The sequence below is a fragment of the Streptomyces sp. NPDC001493 genome, assembly GCF_053597235.1.
Window position 1 is genome coordinate 152355 of the sequence record NZ_JBSFHV010000013.1, and the last position, 20557, is coordinate 172911.

Below are 20557 nucleotides of genomic sequence, written 5' to 3' on the forward strand. Positions count from 1 at the left end.
GCAGCCGATCCCGGAGGATGGAGCGTCTTGAGCGAGGACATCTCTTGAACGAGGACATCGCGAGGCCGAGGCAGCCGAGCATGGCCGACGTGGCCCGGATCGCCGGAGTGTCGGCGCAGACGGTGTCACGTGCTCTGCGCGGTTCGCCGAACGTCACCCCGGATACCAACCGGCGGGTGCTCGCGGCGGTGGAGCAGGTCGGCTACCGCTTCAACAGCGCTGCCAGGGCGCTCTCTTCGGGCCGCAGCCACACCATCGGGCTGGTGCTGCTGGAGTCCGGCGGGTACTACTCGCGCTCGGCGGTCACCGCCGGTGTCGAGTCGGCCGCCGGTGCGGCGGGGTACGCGGTGAGCATCGCCACCATCGCCGGGCTCGACGCCGGCCTGATGGAGCGGTCCCTGGCCAAACTCGCCGACCAGGGCGTCGACGGTCTGGTGATCGCCGTGCCACTGCTGTCGGTGACCCAGAAGATAGAGGACCTCACCCGCGAGATCCCGACCGTCACCCTCGACGGGTCGCGGACGCAAGGGGCCCGGGTGCTCGGGATCGACCAGGCGGAAGCGGGCCGGCTGGCCACGCAACACCTCCTCGACCTTGGACATCGCCAGATCTGGCACGTTGCCGGGCCGGACGAGTGGATCGAGGCGCGTCAGCGCCGCCAGGGGTGGCAGGAGTGCCTGGACGCGGCCGGGATCGAGCCGCCGACCCCCCTGGAGGGGGACTGGTCGCCCGACTCCGGGTACCGGCAGGGGCAGATCATCGCGATGATCCCGGAGGTCACCGCGGTCTTCGTCGCGAGCGACGAGATGGCGTTCGGGGTGATCAGGGCCCTGCGTGAACGCGGCCGGTCGGTGCCCGGCGACGTCTCCATCGTGAGCGTCGACGACATCGCGCTCGCGGCCTACTGCGCGCCGCCCCTGACGACCGTCCGGCAGGACTTCTACGGGTACGGCGCGGCGGCCGTCAGGCTGCTGCTCCAGGGGGAGGCCGACGTCGAGGACTCGGCCGTCACCGCGTCCCTGTCCGTACGCGGCTCCACCGCGGCGCCGCGCCGGAGGTGAGACCGGGGCGCGCCGACCCCGGTTCCATCCGGTCGCCCGGTTCGCCCCTTGACGTCATCTTTCGTCACCGGACGACCTGTTGGTCAACAGTCGTCGTGGGAGGCGCGGTTCGCCACCAGTTGTCGTCAGTGGTCCCGTTCGCCCTGACTTCATGAGGTTCGGTGTTCGCCGGGCCGTGCCCTTTCGTCCCGCTCGCGCGCGGTTCGCGAGGTTCCGGCGCCGGTTCCGGGCCGCCCCGGCAAAAAAGTTCACGGGCGCCGCTGTGGCGCCCCGTGCGTGCGCGGCCGGGTCCGCGCGTACCGGCGCGTCGTCGGAACTCCCTTGTGCGTACAGGGGTGCTGACGCCTGATCGCGCCGTCGTGCGCCCGCGTCCGAGGCTCCGGGCGGGCCATGCGCGGCGGGCCCACATGGTCTCGATGTGAGGCGTTCGGCGAATCGACCTCATCTGACCCCTTGCGCCGTCATGTGATCGATGCCATCGTACGCACCATGTTATCGGTGCCACCGTAACAACGCCGGATCAACGAAGATCCAAGTCCGGCCCTGCGGTGGCGCGGCGCCGGGCGACGCGGCCCCCGAAAGGGGCCCCGCCCGGCCCGCTCTGCCACTCGCAGTCAGGTGGGCAGTTGTCCACGGGAAGGACCCCCAGAATGAGGAAGTCGCTCGCCTTTGCGGGCACCGCTGTGACGGTGCTCGGGCTGCTCGCCACCGGATGTTCGGGAGGCGGGGACAGCGCGGACTCGGGCAAGACGACCCTCAAGGTCGCAGCCCTCGAGGGCGGCTACGGCCGGGACATGTACACGCAGGTCATCAAGGCCTACGAGGCGTCGCACCCGGACGTCGACGTCCAGCTCCAGATCTCGAAGAGCATCGAGGACGAGATCACCCCGAACATGAAGGCCGGCAAGTACCCGGACGTCGTGGTGCTCGGCCAGGGCCGCAAGGCCGCGCTCACCGAGACCCTGGTCAAGGACAAGGCCGTGGAGGACCTCACCTCGGTCCTCAAGGCGAAGGTCCCCGGCGAGACCAAGACGGTCGGCGACAAGCTCACCCCGGGCATCGTCGGCAACCTGAACACCAACCCGTACGGCACGGACAAGACGTACCTGATGCCGATGTACTACGCGCCGACGGGCCTGTTCTACAACCAGGGCCTCTTCGAGAAGAACGGCTGGAAGACCCCGGCCACCTGGGACGAGATGTTCGCGCTCGGCGACAAGGCGAAGAAGGCGGGCATACCCCTCTTCACCTACCCGACCGCCGGTTACCTCGACTCGTACTTCTTCGCGCTGCTCGCCGACGTCGGCGGGGAGCAGTTCTACACCGACGTCATGACGTACAAGAAGGACGTCTGGAAGACGCCGAACGCGAAGAAGGCGCTCGACATCACCACCAAGCTGCTCGGCTACGCCGCGCCGACCACCGTCGGCTACGCCAACGAGCAGGACTTCACCAAGAACCAGCAGTCGATCCTGGACAACAAGGCGCTGTTCATGCCGAACGGCACCTGGATCACCGGTGAGATGGCGGACGCCCCGCGCGCCGACGGCTTCACCTGGGGCCTGACCCCGCTGCCGGCCGTCACCGCCGGGGCCAAGCGCTACCTGACGACCTCGGTCGAGTCGGTCTGGGTCCCCAGCGCCGCCCAGCACAAGGACGCGGCGAAGGAATTCGTCGCCTACCTGTACTCCGACGAGGCCGCGAAGATCTTCGCCAAGTCGAACGCGATCCAGCCGATCCAGGGCATCGCCGACAGTCTGACCGGCGAGAGCGCCTCGTTCTACAAGCTCTACGAGGACCCGTCGGTCTCCGCGCTCGTCGGCGGCTTCGCGAGCACCTCCCCGGTCGAGGGCGTCGACATCAAGTCCACGCTCTTCGACACCGCCAACAGCATCATCAGCGGCGACACCACCGAAGCGAAGTGGCAGTCCGCGCTGAACGAGGCCAGCGAGAAGCTGCGCCAGGCGGGCAACTGATGTGCCCGGCGGCGACCCGGCAGACCCGGGTCGCCGCCGGCGCCTCCACCAGGGCGTGTGTCGAAAGTCCCGCCTGCCCGGCGACGCCTGGCACGCACGCCCGCCGGGAGATCTTCCCGGCCCACTCAGGACCGCCTCGTACGACCGAAGGACCGGCACGGTGACGACCCTCTCCACCCCACCCCAAGACTCAGCGGATCCCGTAGCGAAAACACGGACGTCCGCCGGTGAATCCCGGCGCGGCAAGGCGTCCCCGGCACGCCGGTCCGGCCACACCCGCTTCGTGCTGGCCTGCCTGCTCCCGGCGCTGGTGCTCTTCGCGGTGTTCATGGTCTACCCGACCGTGAACGTGTTCCGGATGTCGCTCTACACCTGGAGCGGCTTCTCCCCGGACATGAAGTTCGTGGGGCTGGACAACTTCCGCCACCTCATCGACGACGAGCAGTTCGTGCGGGCGTTCCAGAACACGGTGACGCTGCTGGTCGTGGTCACCGCGGTGACGATGGGGATGGGCCTGTTCCTCGCCGCGATCATGACGCGGCAGAAGCTGCGCAGCCGCAACTTCCTCCGGTTCGTGCTCTACATCCCGAACGTGCTCTCCGTGGTCGTGATCGCGGCGGTCTTCTCCGCCATCTACGACCAGAACAACGGTCTGCTCAACAGCATGCTGCGGCTGGTCTCCCTCGACAGCTGGCAGCAGGTCTGGCTCGGCGACCAGAAGGTCGTGCTCTACTCCGTCGGCATCGCGATGGTCTGGCAGTCCCTCGGCTACTACATGGTCCTCTACATGTCGAGCATGTCGAGCATCCCCGAGGAGCTGTACGAGGCCAGCGGCCTCGACGGAGCCTCCGCCACCCGGCAGTTCTTCTCCATCACGATGCCGCTCATCTGGCAGAACCTGCGGACCTCGCTGACCTTCTTCATCATGAGCGCGGTCAACCTCAGCTTCGTGCTGGTCCGCGCGATGACCGGCGGCGGCCCCGACAGCTCCTCCGAGGTCCTGCTGAGCTACATGTACAAGCAGGCGTACACGAACTCCTCGTACGGCTACGGCATGGCCATCGGTGTCGTCATCTTCGCGTTCTCCTTCCTCGTGTCGCTCCTGATGAGCCGGGCGACCAAGCGCGAGCCCCTTCAGTTCTGAGGACAGACACCATGACCGTGATCAACACACCCCGCCCTCCCGCCGCCCGCTCGCGGATCGGCCGCGTACTCACGTACGTGCTCGTCATCGCCCTCGCCCTCGCCATCGCGGTGCCGGTCGCCTGGGTGCTGCTCGCCTCGCTGAAGAAGAAGAGCGAGTTCTTCGGCAGCCCCTGGACGCTGCCCGAGGGGCTGCGCCTGCAGAACTACGTCGACGCGTTCACCGACGCGCACATGGGCCAGTACTTCGCGACCTCGGTGTTCGTCACCGTGCTCGGCCTGGTCCTGGTCCTCGCGGTCTCCGTGCCGGCCGCGTACGTCATCGCCCGGTACGAGTTCAAGGGCAAGGGATTCGTCGAACTCCTCCTGCTCGGCGGCCTCTTCGTCAACGTCAACTACATCGTCGTCCCGATCTTCCTGATGCTGGTCGACTGGGACAAGGCGCTCGTCGACGTCTTCCCCGGCGGGTTCTTCCTCGACAACCCCTCGGTGCTCTCGCTCGTCTACGCGGCCACGTCGATCCCGTTCACGATCTACCTGCTCACCGCGTACTTCCGGTCCATCCCGGTCGCCTACGAGGAGGCCGCGTCGATCGACGGGGCGTCCCGGTTCCGGATCATGACCCGGATCATGCTGCCGATGGCCCGGCCCGCGATCACCACCGTGATCCTCTTCAACTTCCTCGCCTACTGGAACGACTTCATCATCTCGCTGACCCTGCTTCCCGGCGAGGGAAAGACCGTCCAGGTCGGCCTGCTCAACCTGTTCACGGCACAGAAGGCGGCGGCGGACTACGGACGTCTGTACGCCGGCATGGTCATCGTCATCGTCCCCGTCCTGATCGTCTACGCCTTCATCCAGAAGCGGCTCATCGAGGGCATGGCATCCGGCGGCGTCAAGGGCTGACGGGCCCACAGCGACCGGGCCCGAGCGGCCCCGGTGGAAGGAAAACCGACATGAAGGACTCGACGCGTACGGCGCTGCTCGTCGGCGTGCGCACGCTCGTCGCGGCGGCCTGCGTGGCGCTCGTCGTGGTGGAGCGCAAGACGATCGGCTGGGGACACCTCGGCATCATGCTCCTCGCGCTGGCCGGGCTGATGGCCCTGCTCGCCTCGTACAACCGGAGGTACCAGTGACCACCGCGGCCGCGTCCGCACGGGCGCTCGCCGAGGTCCGGCCGAGTGAGCGGCAGCTCGCCTGGCAGGAGATGGAGTTCTACGGCTTCATCCACTTCGGCATGAACACGATGACTGACCGGGAGTGGGGCGAGGGGCACGACGCCCCGGCCCTCTTCGACCCGGCCGACCTCGACGCCGACCAGTGGGTGGCCTCGCTCAAGAGCGCGGGGATGACCGGCGTCATCCTCACCTGCAAGCACCACGACGGCTTCTGCATGTGGCCGAGCGACGCCACCGACTACTCGGTCGCCTCTTCGCCGTGGCGCGGCGGCACGGGCGACGTGGTCGCCGAGGTCGCCGAGGCGGCCCGCCGGCACGGCCTGAAGTTCGGTGTCTACCTCTCCCCGTGGGACCGCACCGAGGCGTCCTACGGCTCCGGGAGCGCGTACGACGACTTCTACGTCGCCCAGCTCACCGAGCTGCTCACCCGCTACGGCCCGGTGTTCTCCGTGTGGCTGGACGGCGCCAACGGCGAGGGCCCCAACGGCAAGCGCCAGGTCTACGACTGGGAGCGCTACTACGCGGTGGTCCGCGAGCTCCAGCCCGACGCGGTGATCAACGTGTGCGGCCCCGACGTCCGCTGGTGCGGCAACGAGGCCGGCGAGACCCGCCCCGACGAGTGGAGCGTGGTGCCGCGCGCCCTCCAGGACGCCGAGCGGACCGCCTCCGTCTCGCAGCAGGCGGACGACGGCGAGTTCTCCCGCCTCGTCCGCAGCGACGACCGCGACCTGGGCAGCCGGGCCGCGCTCGCCGGCCACGAGTCGGACCTGGTCTGGTACCCGGCCGAGGTCAACACCTCGATCCGTCCCGGCTGGTTCCACCACACGGCCGAGGACACCGAAGTCCGCTCGGTGGACGAGCTGTTCACCATCTACCAGCGTGCCGTCGGCGGCAACTCCTGCTTCCTGCTGAACGTCCCCCCGGCCGCGGACGGACGTCTGCGGGACGCCGACGTGGCAGCCCTGGGCGGACTCGGCCGGCGCATCGAGGAGTTCCGCTCCCGCCGCATCGGGGCGACCGCGACGGTCACCTCCGGCACCCCCGGGGACGTCGCCACCGCCTGGCCCGGCAAGGCGGAGACGCCCTGGCGCCCGGACGGCACCGACACCAGCCCCACCGTGACCCTCATCTTCGACGGGCCCCGCCGGATCGACGCGGTCGTACTCGGCGAGGACATCACCCAGGGCCAGCGCGTCGAGCACGTCGTCGTCCGGGGCTCCCTGGGAGGCGAGTGGACCACGCTCGCCGAGACGAGCGCGGTGGGCTACCAGCGCATCCTCACCTTCCCGGCCGCCGAGGTCGACACGGTCGAGTTCGCGGTCACCGCCGCCCGGGACACCCCCGTCGTCGCCCGGGTGGCGGCGATCGGGGCGGGTTCGTGAAAGGCGCGGCGCCCGGCACACGGGCGCCGCGCCCCCCGGCGGGCACCCGCAAGCCCGGTTCCGGCAGGCCCGGTTCCGGCAGGCCCGGCTCCCGTAAGCCGGCCGCCGCGCGCGGCACCGGTGCCGCGACCCGTACGGCACCGGCACCGCGGCGCCCGTCGCGGCGGACCCTCGCCGCGGTGACCGGAGCCGTACTCGCCGTCGTCGCGGTGGTCGTCGCGACGGTGGGGATGTCCGGCGGCCACCGGGGGGACGACGTCGCCACCCTGGGCGGGCGCCCGGTCACCCGCGAGGAACTCCTCTTCCACATGGGACGGCTCGCGCCCACCGTGCAGAACGAGCTGACCACCACCTACCACCTGGCCACCCCGTTCAGCTGGGACGCGAAGGCGGGGGCGAAGACCGCGCTCCAGCGCCTGGAGAGCAGCGCGTTCGACGAGATCCGCCAGGACCGGGCCACCCTCGTCCTCGCACAGCAGCAGGGTCTCGTCGACTCCGTGGACTTCGCGGACATCTCCGCGGAGCGCACGGCGGAGAACGGGGCCCGCGCCCAGGCGGTCCGGGCCGGCCAGACGGTCTACGGGGTCACCGACTTCTCCCCCGAGGAGTACTGGACCCACCGGCTGACCGAACTGTCCACCAGCCTCAAGGACTTGCTCAGCAAGGACGCCGCAGGGCCGCTCCACGTCACCGACGCCGAGGTCCGCAAGGCCTTCGACGCGGACCCGGACTCCTGGAGCGCCAACGCGACCACGTACGCGTACACGCAACTCGTGGTCCAGGTGCCGGACGGCGCCCCCGCGGACTTCGCCGCAGGCCTCCAGCGCCGGGTGAAGGCCGCCGGGCACCTCGCGGACGTCACCGGGGTGCCGGACGCCGAGCTCACCACCGGCACCTACGGCGGCAGCGGCACGACCGGGCTGAGCACCCACGACCAGGACCTCGTCTCCGTACTCGGGGACCTCCACCGGGGCCAGGTCTCCGGGCCCGTCAAGGGCACCGGCCAGATCACGTACTACCAGCTCGACAGCGTGAAGACCGACAAGGACAAGGCGTTCACCGAGTACTCCCAGCGGATCCGCCAGTCGCTCGTCGAGAAGAAGTACGCCACCTACCTCCAGCGCCGGGCCGACGACGCCTCGATGCACGTCGACAGCTCGGCGGTGGCCGCCATCAACGCGAAGGACGTGCAGCAATGAGACCTGCCGACATCGGCCCGCCCGCCGACGAGACGTCGGTGAAGCGCCCGTGGCTCACCACGCGGACGGTTCGCACCGGCCTCGCCTCCGTGCTCGCCGCGCTGCTCGTGGGTTCGCTCGCCCCGGCCGCGCACGCGGCAGCCGGACCGCAGAGCCCCGCCGCCCCCGCCTCCGCCTCCGCCGGTAAGACCTGGCCCGGCAACAAGCACAACGCCACGGGTGGCAAGGACTACTACATCGACGCCACGCTCGGCCACGACACCGCGGCCGGCACCTCGCCGAAGAACGCCTGGCGCAGCCTGGCCAAGGCGAACGCGACGACCTTCAAGCCCGGCGACCGCATCCTGCTCAAGGCCGGCGAGCAGTGGCAGAACGAGCAGCTGTGGCCGAAGGGCTCCGGCAGCGCGGGCAAGCCGATCACCATCTCGGCGTACGGCGACAAGCACGCCGGCCGGCCCTACATCGCGGCCAACGGCAACGTGCCCAGCCCGTTCAACGCCGACGGCACGAAGAACCCGCAGACCGTCGGTCTGACCGGCGCCATCGTGCTGCGCAACCAGCAGTACTGGGACATCGACAACGTCGAGCTGTCCAACGACGACGACTTCGCCACGGACATCACCAAGGGCAGTTACGTCCGCGACGGCATCATGGTCTCGATCAACGCCGACCTGTTCCCGGACGGCGCGGACACGGTCATGGACCACTTCCGCATATCGGACATCTACGTCCACAACCTCGACGGCCCGAGCAGCTGGCAGAAGATCCACTACGGTGCGGTCGACTTCCAGGTCTTCGGCAGCAAGAGCTACAAGGCGTACCCGGCCGGCGGATACCACTTCCAGGACGTCCGGATCGAGAACAACACCTTCGAGAACGTCGAACTGCACGCCGTGCAGTTCGCGTTCAACTGGTTCGCCGCCGACAGCGCCGACTCCGGCCAGTACGACGAGGCCGGCAAGTGGCACGAGGGCTGGGAGCAGCTCTGGGTGCGCACCCGCGACCTGTACAGCCGTGACGTCTACATCGGCCACAACTACGCCAAGAGCATCGGCCAGGGAGCCTTCCAGCTCGCCGACTCGCAGCGGATGACGGTCGAGTACAACGAGGTCAACGGCTTCCTGGAGCGCTACAACGCGGTCTCCTGCGGGCTCTACCTGTGGGCCGGCGCCGACTCGACCATGCAGTACAACGAGGTCTACGGCGGCCCGGACAACGAGTACGACGGCACCCCCTGGGACCTGGAGTACACCAACTTCAACGTCACGTACCAGTACAACTACTCGCACGACAACGCCGCGGGCTGGATGGCCTACATGGGCAACAGCTCCAACTCGGTGGCGCGCTACAACCTCAGCGTCAACGACAACGGCGTGCTCGTGAAGAACATGCTGTCGACGAACTACGCCCCGACGTACTTCACGAACAACACCTTCGTCTACGACGGCGCCGACCTGAACACCGTCCACGACGAGACGTTCCTCAGCCGCGTCTACTTCCTGAACAACATCTTCTACAACACGTCCGAGACCACCCCGACGCCGTGGTACCGCCGTACCGGCGCCCTGCGGCAGGCCGTGTTCTCGAACAACGACTACTACGAGGCGTCCGGCACCCACTCCGCGCAGGAGCCGGCCGACCCCGACGGGCTGCGGGCCGACCCGAAGTTCGTCGGTGACCCCGCCCACTACGTCACCGGTGCGGGCGTCGACAAGATCCGCAAGGCCGCCGCGCCCTTCGCGCTGCGCAAGGACTCGCCCCTGATCGACGCGGGCCGCTACAACGCGCACCTGGGCACCGAGGACTTCCTCGGTACGCACCTCTACTACGGCGACGCCCCGGATATCGGTATCGCCGAGTACAAGCACGGCCGCAAGGTGGCCGACCCGGTCGACACCGACCCGATCGAGGACGAGACGGACAACAGGGTCAACCTCGCCCTCGGCAAGTCCGTGACCGCCAGCTCGACCCACCCCGGGGCGAACGGCTCGCTCGGCGCGGAGAAGCTGACCGACGGCAACCTGTCGACCCGCTGGGCCGCCGCCGACGACGCGACCTACCCGATCACGCTCGACGTCGACTTCGGCGCGGACACCACCTTCGACCAGGTCTACCTGGACGAGTACACCGACTCGGGCACCAACCCCCGGGTGCAGTCCTTCGAGCTCCAGCGCTGGGACGCGGCCACCGGTTCCTGGGTCACCTTCGCCACCCGTGACGCGGGTGTCGGGCACGACCTCACGGTGACGGGCTTCGGTACGGTCACCAGCTCCAAGCTGCGGGTGGCCCTCACCAGCCAGATCGCCACGGAGCAGTACACCCCGAGCCTGACCGAGATCTCGGTCTACCGCGCGGGCGCGTAACAGGGCGGAGCCCGCGCGGACCACGGTGAAGGGGCCGGGGCCGCGCGGGTGACGCACCGACGGCGGGTGGATGCCACGGCAGCCACCCGCCGTCGGCGTACCCGGGGGCAGGCGGCGGGACACCACACCCGAGGGCGAGGACTGCACACCCGGGGACGGGGGGCGGCTCCGCCCCGCTCTGTTTCCGCCCGATTTCCCGGTGGCCGGGGTGCACTTGTTCGTACGGCCGTCATACTCCCGCAACACTAGGACCTGGCACGGGAGTCGAGGCCGGCGAGGCGCTGGGGCCGAGACGCCCCGCGGACCTGCGCCGATGGCCCACCGGGGCGGTGCCGGAGCCCGGCCGGGCGGATCGTGCCCCGCCCGGGGAGGCCCCCGCGCACCCTGTCCGGAAACGACAGCGCGGTCTCACGCACGCCGTCCGGATGGGTTTTGCTCGCCCCATGACTGACGAGAACACCATTCCCCTTCCGGCCGGGGCCCAGGGAACGGCCCCCGTCCCGTTGTCCGTGCTGGACCTGGTGGCCGTGGGACAGGGCTACACGGCCGAGACGGCGCTGCGTACCTCCGTGAGCCTGGCGAGACTGGCGGACGCGCGCGGCTTCTCCCGCTACTGGGTCGCCGAGCACCACTCCATGCCGGGCATTTCGAGCAGCAGCCCCGCCGTGGTGCTGTCCCATCTCGCGGCCCACACCCAGCGGTTGAGGCTCGGCTCCGGCGGAGTGATGCTGCCCAACCACGCCCCGCTGGTGATCGCCGAGCAGTTCGGCACCCTGGAGGCGCTGGCACCGGGCCGGGTGGATCTCGGGCTGGGACGGGCCCCGGGAACCGACGGCGCCACCGCCTCCGCGCTGCGGCGCGGCGGATCCGACGACTTCCCCGCCGAGGTGCGGGAGCTGCTGGCGTTCCTCGCCGACGACTTCCCGGAAGGACACCCCTACCGGCGCATCCACGCGGTGCCCGGACCCGTGCAGGGGAGCACCGGACAGCCCCAGGTGTGGCTGCTGGGCTCCTCGGGCTTCTCCGCCCGGCTCGCCGGCGAACTGGGACTGCCGTTCGCGTTCGCCCACCACTTCGCGGCCCAGAACACCCTGCCCGCACTCGATCTCTACCGCAGCAGCTTCCGGCCCTCCGCCTTCCTGAGCCGGCCCTACGTGCTGGTCGGCGTGTTCGCGTTCGCCGCCGAGGACCCCGAGGAGGCGCGCCGCCAGGCGCTGACCGGAGCGCTGGCGACGGTCCGGCTGCGCAGCGGGCGGCCCGGCCTCGTGCCGACGGCCGACGAAGCGGCCGCCCACGAGTTCACCGGCCAGGAGCGTGCGGTGCTGGGCGGCTGGCTGGACAACGCCCTGTACGGCACCGGGGACGAGGTGCGGTCGGGTATCGACCAGCTGTACAAGCGGACCGGGGCCGACGAGATCATGCTCGCGACCAACTCCCACGGCACCGCCGAGCGCCTGCGCTCCGTCGAGCTGATCGCGGACGCCTACGGCCTGCCGGGCGGCGGGGCCTCGGTCTGACGACAGCCCCGTGCCGCCCGCCGGGGCGGGGGCGGCACGGGGCCGACGGCCATGGGGTGGCGCGGGGCCGACGGGTCGGGCCGGGCCCACCGTCGGGCCGGGGCGGCGGCCTCTACACCGCCGGGGAGACGGCCACCCGGGGGAGAGCGTCGTCGGGGAGGTGGCCGTCGGGGGGACGGCCCTCGGGCAGACGGACGAGCCAGCCCGTCTCGGACAGCCGCCGCCGCAGCGCCTCCGCCTCGGCGTACGGGGCGGTGATCCGGGCCGTCAGACCTCCGGGGCCCTCGTCCGGCAGCAGCCGGAGCGCGTCCTCGGCGAGACCCAGCTCCGCCGTCTCCAGGAGCAGCCGGCCCAGTTCCCCCGTACGGCCCGTCAGCTCGACCCACACGGTCGACGAGTGCGAAGGAGCCCCCGCATCCCTCCGGTCGTGCAGGATCCGCCGCCCTTCCCGGCCCCGCGCCAGCAGTTCGCGCACCACGGCACGGCTCTCCTCCCTCGCGGCCGGCGAGGCACCGGCGTCGCCGACGCCCTCCAGCGCGTCCAGCGCCGTCAGCAGGTCCTTCGCCAGGGCCCCCAGCGCGTCCGTGACCGCGGCGGCGTTGGACCCGAGGATGTCCGCCCACAGATCGGGGTCGCCGCCCGCCACCCGCGTGACGTCCCGTACCCCCTGCCCCGCCAGCCGCAGCACCTCGTGCGGGGCGTCCCGCAGGCGCCCCGCGAGCAGCGCCGAGACCAGATGGGGCAGGTGCGAGACGAGAGCCACCGTCTCGTCGTGCGCCTCGGGTTCCATGACCACGGGGACCGCGCCGCACAGCGCCACGACGGCGAGCGTGTGGTTGAGCACCGTCCGCGAGGTGTCCTCGGCCGGGGTCAGCACCCAGGAACGGCCCTCGAACAGGTCGGCGCGGGCGGCGAGCGGACCGGACCGCTCACTGCCCGCCATGGGATGGCCGCCGACGAAGCCGGTGCTGTCGGCGCCGCTGCGCAGCACCGCCAGGGCCGTGGCCGACTTGACGCTCGCCACGTCCGTGTAGCCGTGCGCGAGCCCGCGCCGCTGCTGCTGGACCAGGACCTCCGCCACCCGGGTGGGCGGCACGGCGAGCACCGCGAGGTCGACCGGCGCGGTCGGCGCCTGGGTGGTTCCGGCGCCCAGGGCCGCGGCGACCCTGGCGGCCGCCGGATCGGAGTCGACGAGGTGCACCCGCACGCCGTGCCTGCTCAGTGCCAGGCCGACCGACGTGCCGATCATCCCGGTGCCCACCACCGCGACCGTGCGGATCACCGGGTCCCCCTCCGCGTACGGCCGAGGAGGGCCAGGGGGCGCCGGGACCGCGACGGCCGGGGGTGCCCCGGTCGCGGCCCGGCGTCGGAACCAGGCTCCCGGCAGGAGCCGCAGCACGTGCCTACCGCCGCCGGTTCGCTGACTGTCATCTGTGCCCTCCGTGGTCGCGGTGGTCGCGGAATGTTCCGGCCGTCCGCCGCAGTGTGGCCACGAACCCTGCTCCGGTTGCGGCCCGCGGGCGCACCGGAACTGCCACAAACGCGCACACCGGTCTCCGGTCCCCAGTCCCTGCGGGCGGCGGCGCCGCCGTTACGCGAACGCGGCAGAGGGCGTGCGCCCGGACGCAACAGCCGGCCCGGACGGCCCCCTAGCGTGAGCTCGCCGGCCGGAACCGCTCCGGCCGCACCGGGGCTCGCACCGCTTGGGCCCGCACCCGGCCGGTGAACCCGGCGGCACGTCAAGCACCCACTCCCACCCACTCGCACCCACTCGTCCAGGAGGAGCCGTGGAACCCGATCTGCGTACGGTGATGCGGCATTTCGCCACCGGTGTCGGCGTGGTCAGCGTGTGGACGCCCGACCCGTCGGCCGGGGGCGGACGGCGGTACGACGCCGTGACCGTCAACTCCCTCGCGCCCGTCTCCTGGGACCCGCCCCTGGTCTCGCTCTGCCTGCGTCACGACTCGGCTTTCCTCGCCGACCTGCTGAAGGCGGGGGAGTGGGCCGTATCCATCCTGGGGGCGGACGGAGCGGCGACCGCCGGCCGGCTGGCCCGTCCCCGGGAGAAGCGGAGCGAGGCGCTCGCCGAACTTCCTTCCGTGCCGGGCGAACACACCGGGGCGCTCGTGTTCGAGGGGGCCGGCTGGCTGGAGTGCTCCCTTACGGAATCCTTCACCGCCGGCGACCACCTGATGGTGATCGGGAGGGTGCTCGCCACCGGAGTCACCCCGTCCCGCAGCCGTCTGGTCTTCCTGAACGGCGTCATGAGCCCCGCCCCGGCGGCCGGTTAGCGGCCCGGCCCGCCCCGCCCCCGACCCGGCCCCGTCGGCCGACGCGACCCCCACCGCGCCGGCCGGCCCCGACCCGCGACCCCGCCGGCCGGCCCGACCCCCACCGCGCCGACCGCCCCGACCCCCAGTCCCGTACGGCAGTCGTCACCGCACCGGACACCGCCCGCCGATCCGACACACATGGTCAGACACGGCCCATCCGAAACCGCAGGGGAGTTCACCATGTCCGACCACCCGACCGAGGCGGCCCCGCCCCGGCCGCCCGCCCTCCACAAGGCGCTCGACGAGGCCGAGCGCCTGCTCGGCGCCGACCGCGTGCTGCGTACGGCTCCGGACGCCGGCCGGCCCGGCCAACTCGGCCCCAACACCAGCCTCTTCCGGGAGCGGCGCGTCGCCGCCGTGATCCGTCCCGCCACCGCGGACCAGGTGCCGGAGCTCGTGGCCCTCTTCGGCCGGGACCCGGACTCGGGCAGCCTCCACGTCATCAGCACCGGCCGCAACTGGGGACTGGGGTCCGGCGAACCCGCCCAGGACGACACGGTCGTGCTCGACCTGGGCGGACTCGACCGGGTCAGGGCGTTCGACCTGGAGGCCGGCTGGGCCGTCGTCGAACCCGGGGTCACCCAGGGGCAGCTCTCCGAACTCCTGGACGGTACGTCCCGCATGGTCAACGTGACCTCCTCGGCGGCGGCCACCAGCATCGTGGGCAACGCGCTCGACCGGGGCGTCGGGCTGCGCCGCCAGCGGACCGAGGACCTCGCGGGGCTCGAAGTCGCCCTGCCCGACGGGTCGTCGGTCCGGGTGGGCTGGTGGCCCACCGAGAACCGCACCGCCCCCGTCTACGCGCCCGGCCTCGGGCCCTCGACGCTGCCACTGTTCGTCCAGTCCAACCTGGGGGCGGTCACCGCCGCCGTGGTGCGTCTCCCGGTCCGCCCCGAGGCGCTGCGCGTGGTGCGCCTGACGTTCACCCACGACGTGCTGGCCGACGCCACCACCGCGATACGCCGCTGGGTCGCCCAGGGCCTCGTCGCCGGAGTCCCGCGGATCTTCGACCCGCTCGCCGGACGTGCCTATGGCGCCCCCGACGGCGAGTTCCTGGTGCACCTGCCCGTGGACGGCACCGCGGAGTCGGTGGCCGCACTGACCGGCATCCTGGTCGCCGAGGCGGGCCGCACCGGACTGTTCACCGGCGTCTCGGACACCGGAACCGAAGGCGCGGCCGGAGCAGAAGGCGCCGCGGCCGGAGCAGAAGGAGCCGAAACCGCAGCCGAGGGAGCCGAAGCCGAAGGCGCCGCCGCCCGGGAGCTGGCCCGGCTCGTGGAGCGGGGCTACACCGGCGACCCGGACGTCTCCGACGCCATCTTCCGGGCCAAGATGGGCGTCACCGCCGACCACGTGGACGACGGCGCGGGGTTCCTGTTCTTCCTCCCCCTGCTGCCCTTCACCGGCGAGGCCGTCGCGCACGCCGACGCGCTGCTGCGGCGCGCGGGGGCCGAGACGGGCGTGCGTCCCTCGGCGACCCTGCACATCCTCGGCCCGGACCTGGTGGACTGCGTGGTCGCCGTCAAGTTCCCCCGGGACACCGAGTCGGCCGGGCGGGCACACCGCGCTCTGGACCTGCTCCACACATCCTTCGCCGAGGCCGGCTACGCGCCCTACCGGCTCGACATCGACCACGCCGAGTGGCGCGAGGTCTTCGCCTCCGACCCCGGCGAAGTGGCTCTGACCAGGCGCCTCAAGACGCTGATCGACCCCAACAACGCGATAGCCGACGGCCGTTACCGCTGATCAGCGACACCCACCGCATCCTAGGAGACAGGGGAACACCATGGCCATTTCCCAGGCAGCACCCGCCCCGCGCCCCCCGGGCGTTCAGCGCGCGGTCAGCGCCGACGAACTGTTCCGGTCGGCCCGTGAGCTCATCCCGGTCCTGCGGGCCGCCTCCGACGAGATCGAGCAGGCGCGCCGGCTGCCGCCCACCGTGGTGGAGCGCCTTCGGGAGGCGGGCGTCTTCCGGATGGCGGTGCCCGTCGAACGGGGCGGCCCCGAGCTGGACTCGGTGCAGCAGACGGAGGTGGTGGAACTCCTGGCGCGGGGCGACGCGTCCGCCGCCTGGTGCGCCATGATCGGCATGGACACACCGCTGTACGCCCAGTTCCTGCCGGAGTCCGTGGCCCGGGACGAACTCGGCGACCCCGACACCGTCACCGCCGGGCTGATCCTTCCGGTGGGCCGCGCGGAGCGCGTCCCCGGCGGCTACCGGGTCACCGGGCGCTGGCAGTTCGCCAGTGGCATCAACCACGCGGACTGGGTCGTCGCCGGGTGCTTCGTGTACAAGGAGGGCGAACCCGAGCCGGGCCCCGACGGGTCGCCCGCCCACTGGCGGATCGTGCTGGCGCCGCGCGGGGACTTCGAGGTGATCGACACCTGGCGCACCACCGGGCTGGCCGGAAGCGGCAGTTGCGACTACCGGGCCGACGATCTGTTCGTCCCCGAGGAGCATTCGTTCAGCTTCAACGCACCCCGCGCCAAGGGCTCTTCGGCGACACCGGAGGCGATCCTGCGCAATATGCCGGGCGTTCCGCTCGGTGTCGCCCGCGCCGCCCTCGACTACGTCAGGGAGCTCGCCGCGAACCGCGTCGACCGGGCCGCCGCGACCCCCTGGGCCGAGACCTACCGCGTGCAGATGGCCATCGCCGAGGCCGAGATGGAGCTGGGAGCGGCCCGGCACGCCGTCTACGGAAGCCTGCGCCACCAGGCCGAACTCCTGGCTGACGGGAGCGAGTTGGGGCGTGACGACCGAGTGGACACCGTGCTGGCCCGGGTCAACGCGTTCCGGGCCGCCCGCTCGGTGGTGACCCGGCTCTACGACCTGGTCGCCACCACGGCCATCTACCGCGCCACCTCACCGATGGACCGGTGGCTGCGCGACCTGACGACGATGCGCCAGCACGTGATCGCCCAGGACCAGGTGCTCCAGTCGGCGGGCGCGCACATCCTCGGCGGAACCCCGCACAACAGCTTCAGCCTGGGCATCGTGGCATGACCGGAGCCCCGCCGCCGCCCGCCCTGCTGGACGGCGGCCCGCTGCCGCCCCACCCGGTCACCACCCTCGGGGAGGCCCTGGTCCGTGCGGCCCGAGGACCGCACGGGGTCACCCTGATCGACGGCACGGGCGGCGCCACCCACCTCCCGTACACGCGGCTGTACGGGAACGCGCTGCGGGCGGCGGCGGGGCTGCGGGCGGCCGGCGCGGATCCGGGTGCCGCCGTCGTCGTGTCGACGGCACGCCCGGCCGAGCTGCTGACCGGATTCTGGGCCTGCGTGCTCGCCGGAGCCGTACCGCTGCCCGTACCCCCGGGCGGTCGCGAGGAGACGGCCCTGGCCGCCTCGGCGGCGGGCGCCCGCCTGTTCCTCGGCGACGAGCCGTCCGGCGGACTGCCGTCCGGCCTGCGCCCGCTGGGGCCGGTGGACGGCCTGCACGGCGGGGCCGGGGCGCCGGAGTCCGGTGCCCTGCCCGAGGACACCGCGCTGCTCACCCTCACCTCGGGGAGCGGGGGCGCCCCCAAGGCGGTCCCGCTGACGCACCGCAACGTCCTCGGCCGGGCCCGGGCCACCGCACTCGCCCGGGGGCTGGACGCGACCAGCAGGACCCTCAACTGGATGCCGCTGGACCATGTGAGCGGCATCGTGATGTTCCACGTACGGGACGTCTTCCTCGGTTGCCGGCAGACGCACGCCGACACCGCGTGGGTCCGCGAGGACCCGTTGCGCTGGATGGACCTGGCGTCCACCGGCCGCGTCGACACCACCTGGGCCCCGAACCACGCCTTCGCCCGGGTCGCCGAGCGGCTGGAGGACGAACCGGGGGACCGGGGCTGGGACTTGACCCGGCTGCGGTACGTCATGAACGGCGGGGAGGCCGTCAAGGACCGGGTGGCCCGGCGCTTCCTCGAAGCCCTCGCCCCGTACGGTCTGCCGCCCGGCGCCCTCCACCCCGGCTGGGGCATGCCGGAGACCTCCTCGGGGGTGGTGGACTCCGTCTACACCCCCCACGACGGACCGCCCCGCCGCTACGTATCCGTCGGCGTGCCCCACCCCGGAGTGGCCGTGCGCGTGGTGGACGAGGAAGGCGAGCTGCTCGGACGCGGGGACCTGGGGCGGGTCCAGGTCCGCGGAGTGCCGGTGGCACAGCACCTCATGACCGGCGGACGCCTGCGGTCCGCTCCGCTCACCCACGACGGATGGCTGGTCACCGACGACCTGGGCTACGTCGCGGACGGCGAACTGACCGTCACCGGCCGGGCCGACGACCTCATCGAGGCCGGAGGCCGCCGCTACCACGGACACGAGATCGAGGAGGCCGTGGACCGCCTCGGCTGCGTCCACCCGTCGTTCACCGTGGTGCGCGGCTACGGCCCCGCACCCGGCGGGACCGCCGCGCTCGCCGTCTTCTTCCGCCCCCGGGCCGGGACCGATCCGGAGGAAGCCGGACGCCGGGTGCGCGAACACCTGCGGCAGCGCTTCGGGGCCACCGTCGACCACCTGGAAGCACTGGCCGAGGACGACCTGCCGCGCACCCCCACCGGCAAACTGCGCCGCTCGGCCCTGACCGCCCGGCTGCCCGGCTGACACCCCGTCCGCTCCCGCTCAACCCGCTCCCCATCCGCCCGCGCCGACAAGGAGTTCCGCACGTGTCCCTGGACCTGCGCACCACGATGCGCACCTTCGCCACCGGAGTGTGCGTGGTCACCACCTTCGCCGAGGAGGCCGGACGGACCCGGCACGACGCGGTGACCGCCGGCTCCCTGGTCTCCGTCTCGCTGGACCCGCCGCTGATCTCCCTGACGCTGCCCGACGACTGCGACGCCCTCGCGGACCTGCTCGCCACCGGAGTGTGGGCCGTCTCCATCCTCGACGTGGCGGGCGACGACCTGGCCCGCGCCTTCGAGGGCGACCGCGAGACCCGCGCCCGGGCGCTCACCACCTGCTCCACCTCACCGGGGCCGCGCACCGGGGCCCTGGTCATCGACGCTCCCGGCTGGCTCGAATGCGCCCTGCGCGAGAGCCGCCGCTTCGGCGGCCACACCCTGCTCATCGGCGAGGTGCTGAGCACCGGCGGCCACCGCAGGCGGCCCCCGCTGGTCGCGCTCGACGGAGCCATGAGGGCCCTGGGCGGGGTCTGACCCCGCCTGTCCGACGCGGATCGTCGGACACCGCCCGGCTGAGGGTTGTCGCGCAATGCCTGGTGGGTGCGCGACGACAGCTACGGCACCTCGCCGCGTTGTCGGAACGTCCGCATACATCCAGTATGCGGACGCCCCTCCGCCTTGCGATGCACCGCATCTGACGCCGCGCACTGATCCACCACGCATTGCGGGACAACCCGTACCCCACGAACCCGTCCGCACCGCGTGACGGCCGACACCAAGGAGAACCGGTGAAATTCGGAATCTGGCTGGACTTCCGCAACCCCGAGCGCTGGCGGCAGCCCTGGGAGCAGGTGTACGAGGAGACCGTCGATCTGGCGGTCTCCGCCGAGGAGCTGGGCTTTGAATCGGTGTGGCTCTCCGAGCACCACCTGACGGCGGACGGCTATCTGCCCTCCCTCTTCCCCGCGCTGGCCGCCATCGCCGCCCGCACCCGGCAGGTCCGCCTCGGCACCGCCATGGTCCTGGCGAGCCTGGTCCACCCGCTGCGGCTCGCCGAGGACGCCGCCGTCACCGACCTGCTCTCCGGCGGCCGCCTCGAACTCGGACTCGCCCCCGGCTACCGCGAGGAGGAGTTCGCGGCGCTCGGCGTGGAGCGCGCCCACCGCGGCGCCCGCACCGAGGAGGCGGTGGGCATCCTCCGCAAGGCCTGGACCGGGAAGCCGTTCGCCCACAGCGGCGAGCACTTCACCTTCGACGAGGTCACCGTCACCCCGGTCCCCGGGCGTTCGGACATCCCGCTGTGGATCGGCGGCGGCGGCAAGGCCGCGGCGCGCCGGGCCGGCCGCCACGGGCTGCGCTTCCTGCCGGACCTCGGCACTCCGCCGGAGATCCTGGAGATCTACCGCGAGACGCTGGCCGCGCACGGCCACGACCCGGCGCTCTTCCCGGTCACCGCGATCGTCACGCCCGGCGTGCACATCTGCGAGGACGCCGACGAGGGCTGGGCGGAGATCAAGGAGCACTACCACTACCTGCTCAACACCTTCCAGGAGTGGTTCGGAGCGCCCGGCATCCCCTCGGCGGACGACCTCCCCCGCGAACTCTTCCTGGTCGGACCGCCCGACCAGGTCGCCGAGGAAATCCGCGAGCGCGTCAAGCCGCTGGGCGACGTCGAGCGGGTCATCTTCTTCGGCCGGGCACCGGGCCTGCCCGCCGAACGCGCGCGCCGCTCCCTGGCCGCGTTCGCCGAGCACGTCATCCCGCAGTTCGCGTAGGACCCGGCCGCCCCCGTACC

16 protein-coding genes are annotated in these 20557 nt (G+C 71.9%); 15 read left to right on the forward strand and 1 reads right to left on the reverse strand.

Annotated features, from left to right (window positions below; translation table 11 throughout):
* Window positions 1-44 precede the first annotated feature (44 nt).
* The 9 genes from ACWCWD_RS20065 to ACWCWD_RS20105 all read left to right on the forward strand — a co-directional run bounded on the left by ACWCWD_RS20065 (window position 45) and on the right by ACWCWD_RS20105 (window position 11819).
* Window positions 45-1061 carry a LacI family DNA-binding transcriptional regulator gene (locus ACWCWD_RS20065; RefSeq protein ID WP_450774126.1) on the forward strand — a complete coding sequence of 339 codons (1017 nt, stop codon included), beginning with the start codon at window positions 45-47 and terminating at the stop codon, window positions 1059-1061.
* A gap of 650 nt (window positions 1062-1711) precedes the next feature.
* On the forward strand, window positions 1712-3037 hold the full coding sequence (locus tag ACWCWD_RS20070; RefSeq protein WP_450774127.1) for a carbohydrate ABC transporter substrate-binding protein: 1326 nt from the start codon (window positions 1712-1714) through the stop codon (window positions 3035-3037).
* Window positions 3038-3320: 283 nt separating this feature from the next.
* The gene (locus tag ACWCWD_RS20075) at window positions 3321-4181 is read left to right on the forward strand and encodes a carbohydrate ABC transporter permease (RefSeq protein WP_327174643.1); all 861 of its coding nucleotides are present in this window, start codon (window positions 3321-3323) and stop codon (window positions 4179-4181) included.
* Window positions 4182-4192: 11 nt separating this feature from the next.
* Window positions 4193-5086 (forward strand): carbohydrate ABC transporter permease, encoded by an 894-nt coding sequence (locus ACWCWD_RS20080; RefSeq protein ID WP_327174642.1) that lies wholly within the window; start codon window positions 4193-4195, stop codon window positions 5084-5086.
* A 50-nt stretch (window positions 5087-5136) separates the two neighbouring features.
* Window positions 5137-5316, forward strand: a complete 180-nt coding sequence (locus ACWCWD_RS20085; protein ID WP_327174641.1) for a DUF6903 family protein — start codon at window positions 5137-5139, stop codon at window positions 5314-5316.
* A complete protein-coding gene (locus ACWCWD_RS20090; protein WP_450774128.1) occupies window positions 5313-6740 on the forward strand; it encodes an alpha-L-fucosidase in 1428 nt (475 codons plus the stop codon). Before ACWCWD_RS20085 ends, ACWCWD_RS20090 begins: the two co-directional genes overlap by 4 nt.
* A 179-nt stretch (window positions 6741-6919) precedes the next feature.
* Window positions 6920-7939 (forward strand): peptidyl-prolyl cis-trans isomerase, encoded by a 1020-nt coding sequence (locus ACWCWD_RS20095; RefSeq protein ID WP_450774129.1) that lies wholly within the window; start codon window positions 6920-6922, stop codon window positions 7937-7939.
* A complete protein-coding gene (locus tag ACWCWD_RS20100) occupies window positions 7936-10302 on the forward strand; it encodes a discoidin domain-containing protein (RefSeq protein ID WP_450774130.1) in 2367 nt (788 codons plus the stop codon). Before ACWCWD_RS20095 ends, ACWCWD_RS20100 begins: the two co-directional genes overlap by 4 nt.
* 443 nt (window positions 10303-10745) lie before the next feature.
* Complete coding sequence (locus ACWCWD_RS20105; RefSeq protein WP_450774131.1) at window positions 10746-11819, forward strand: LLM class flavin-dependent oxidoreductase; 1074 nt, start codon at window positions 10746-10748, stop codon at window positions 11817-11819.
* Between the two features lie 112 nt (window positions 11820-11931).
* Here the strand turns inward: ACWCWD_RS20105 and ACWCWD_RS20110 are convergent, their stop codons facing one another.
* Window positions 11932-13101, reverse strand: a complete 1170-nt coding sequence (locus ACWCWD_RS20110) for a prephenate dehydrogenase (protein WP_450774132.1) — start codon at window positions 13099-13101, stop codon at window positions 11932-11934.
* 505 nt (window positions 13102-13606) lie between these two features.
* Between ACWCWD_RS20110 and ACWCWD_RS20115 the strand changes: the two genes are divergently transcribed.
* The 6 genes from ACWCWD_RS20115 (at window position 13607) to ACWCWD_RS20140 (ending at window position 20537) form a co-directional block, all read left to right on the forward strand.
* Window positions 13607-14110: a flavin reductase family protein gene (locus tag ACWCWD_RS20115; protein ID WP_450774133.1), complete on the forward strand. Its 504-nt coding sequence runs from the start codon at window positions 13607-13609 to the stop codon at window positions 14108-14110.
* 222 nt (window positions 14111-14332) lie between these two features.
* Window positions 14333-15898 carry an FAD-binding oxidoreductase gene (locus tag ACWCWD_RS20120; protein WP_450774134.1) on the forward strand — a complete coding sequence of 522 codons (1566 nt, stop codon included), beginning with the start codon at window positions 14333-14335 and terminating at the stop codon, window positions 15896-15898.
* 40 nt (window positions 15899-15938) lie between these two features.
* Entirely contained in the window at window positions 15939-17156 is a 1218-nt protein-coding gene (locus ACWCWD_RS20125) for an acyl-CoA dehydrogenase family protein (RefSeq protein ID WP_450774135.1), read from the forward strand.
* Complete coding sequence (locus ACWCWD_RS20130; protein ID WP_450774136.1) at window positions 17153-18742, forward strand: AMP-binding protein; 1590 nt, start codon at window positions 17153-17155, stop codon at window positions 18740-18742. Before ACWCWD_RS20125 ends, ACWCWD_RS20130 begins: the two co-directional genes overlap by 4 nt.
* A 62-nt stretch (window positions 18743-18804) precedes the next feature.
* Window positions 18805-19296: a flavin reductase family protein gene (locus tag ACWCWD_RS20135; RefSeq protein WP_450774137.1), complete on the forward strand. Its 492-nt coding sequence runs from the start codon at window positions 18805-18807 to the stop codon at window positions 19294-19296.
* A 254-nt stretch (window positions 19297-19550) separates the two neighbouring features.
* Entirely contained in the window at window positions 19551-20537 is a 987-nt protein-coding gene (locus tag ACWCWD_RS20140; protein WP_450774138.1) for an LLM class flavin-dependent oxidoreductase, read from the forward strand.
* Window positions 20538-20557: the final 20 nt, after the last annotated feature.